The organism is Actinosynnema sp., from assembly GCF_052038725.1.
This window is the reverse complement of the sequence record NZ_JBQGCX010001484.1, coordinates 1-1,676: the sequence shown is the minus strand read 5'-3', so window position 1 is coordinate 1,676 and position 1,676 is coordinate 1. Positions and strand designations below refer to the sequence as shown.

The following is a 1,676-nucleotide window of genomic DNA, read 5'->3' as shown; positions in this document are numbered from 1 at the left end:
CAGAGGTGACTGCGGAGGTGACCGCGGAGGTGACTGCGGAGGGGGCTACTTCTTGACCCCGTAGAGCTGGGTCAGCCCCGTCCAGTCGCTCAGCGCGAGCAGCCGCTTCTCGGTGTTGCACGGGGCGTTGTTCGGGCTCATCGTCGCGGTCGGGTTCGCGGACTGGCTCACGTGCGCCAGGCCCAGCGTGTGCAGGCGCTCGTGGGTCATCGTGGACTGGAGGTCGAACGCGTTGGCGCAGTTCGCCGGGATGGTCGTGAACCAGGTGTTGGCGGTGTTGATCAGCGTGTCCGACGCGATCACGACCCCGGTGCTGCGGTAGTACGTGCAGGTCATCGCCAGGATGCTGCCGGGCATCGCGCCCCACGAGGTGACCGACTTGCCATCGTTGCCCCGGCAGCGCCCGTACGAGTCGACCTGCGCGGACAGCTTGGTGGTCTCGCCCGCGTAGCTCTGCTGCGCGGCGGCGGTCCCGGTCTTGCCGCAGCGGTTCGCGCCCGAGGCCGCGTTGCCGGTCGCGGCGGTGATCGCGGCGAGCGCGGTGGACTTCACGCTGCCGGGCGCGGCGGCGCCATTGTAGTACCAGGTGTACGCGGCGCTCAGCTTCCACGCCTGGCGCTCGTACCCGGCCTCGGTGCACGCCACCGAACCGGACGTGGTCAGCTTCCGGCCCGCCAGGATCGCCTCGGCGGCCACGAGCACCGTCTCCCGCGCGGGGACCAGCGCGAGCGGCGCGGCGGCGAGCGCCACCAGAGCGCCGACGAGGGCCTTGTGGATGATCCGCATCTGACTGGTCCTCCGCGCGTTCGCCGTGCCGACGGCGACAACGTTCGGATCCGCCGGGTGCGCGCGGGGTCCCGGTTCGGGTGCGGAACAGGTTTTCCCGAACGGGCGGTCCGGTCTTCGGGAAGCCGAAGGTGGTGGTATTCAGCGGCGTGTCCGGCCCTCCTCTAAACACGTGCGCGGGAGCACGTGATCCCGCGCGCTACGCCGTGCCGCCCGCGTCCGCGCTGGGCCACACCCCACACCCCCTGCGCCCGTCGCGACACAAGGCGCGTGCGGCACGGCCCTGCAGGTCGACTGCGCGGTCACAGGTCGACCCCTTCGAGTGACGACTTTTCCAAGTCACCTCGAATAACCTGGGTGGTGGCCCCGGCGACCGCGCCGCGCGGCCTCACGCGATCTCGAGGGGGACATCGCCGTGCGAACCACCACCCGCAGCGCCGCGGCACTCGTGCTGGCCGCGCTGACCAGTTGTGCGCTCACCGCCGCACCCGCCACTGCCGCGCCGTCCGCGCCCGGATCGACCCGCGCCGAGGGGGAGTGGTCGTTCGTGGACGACTACTGGAACCGGAGCGAGTGCGAGGACGCGGGCAAGCGGGGCCAGGAGGTCGGGGCCTGGAAGCGCTACCTGTGCTCCGAGGGCTGGCTCGACTGGGACCTGTACGTCATCTACTGACCGCGCCATCGGCCACCTGCCACCGGCCACCGGCCACCGACCACCTGCCACCTGCCACCTGCTCCGGGACGCGGTGCCCGCCACGCGAGCACCGCGCCCCGGCGTGCCCGGAACCGGGCGGGGGGGGGGGGGGCCCGGCGCCCCCCCCCCGCCCCGGGGGGGGGGGGGGCGGGTGGGGGGGCCGCGCGGGGGGCGGGGGGGGGGCGGGGGCGGGGCG

General features: G+C 73.4%; 2 protein-coding genes. One reads left to right on the top strand and one right to left on the bottom strand.

From position 1 onward, the window contains the following. Positions 1-45: 45 nt before the first annotated feature. On the bottom strand, positions 46-786 hold the full coding sequence (locus ACTUAL_RS31320; RefSeq protein WP_440902754.1) for a matrixin family metalloprotease: 741 nt from the start codon (positions 784-786) through the stop codon (positions 46-48). A gap of 415 nt (positions 787-1,201) precedes the next feature. Between ACTUAL_RS31320 and ACTUAL_RS31315 the strand changes: the two genes are divergently transcribed. Next, positions 1,202-1,459 (top strand): hypothetical protein, encoded by a 258-nt coding sequence (locus ACTUAL_RS31315; RefSeq protein ID WP_440902753.1) that lies wholly within the window; start codon positions 1,202-1,204, stop codon positions 1,457-1,459. Positions 1,460-1,676: the final 217 nt, after the last annotated feature.

Excerpts from the sequence above, each read along its gene's own strand:
- ACTUAL_RS31320 (WP_440902754.1), bottom strand. The coding sequence starts at position 786 with ATGCGGATCATCCACAAGGCCCTCGTCGGCGCTCTGGTGGCGCTCGCC.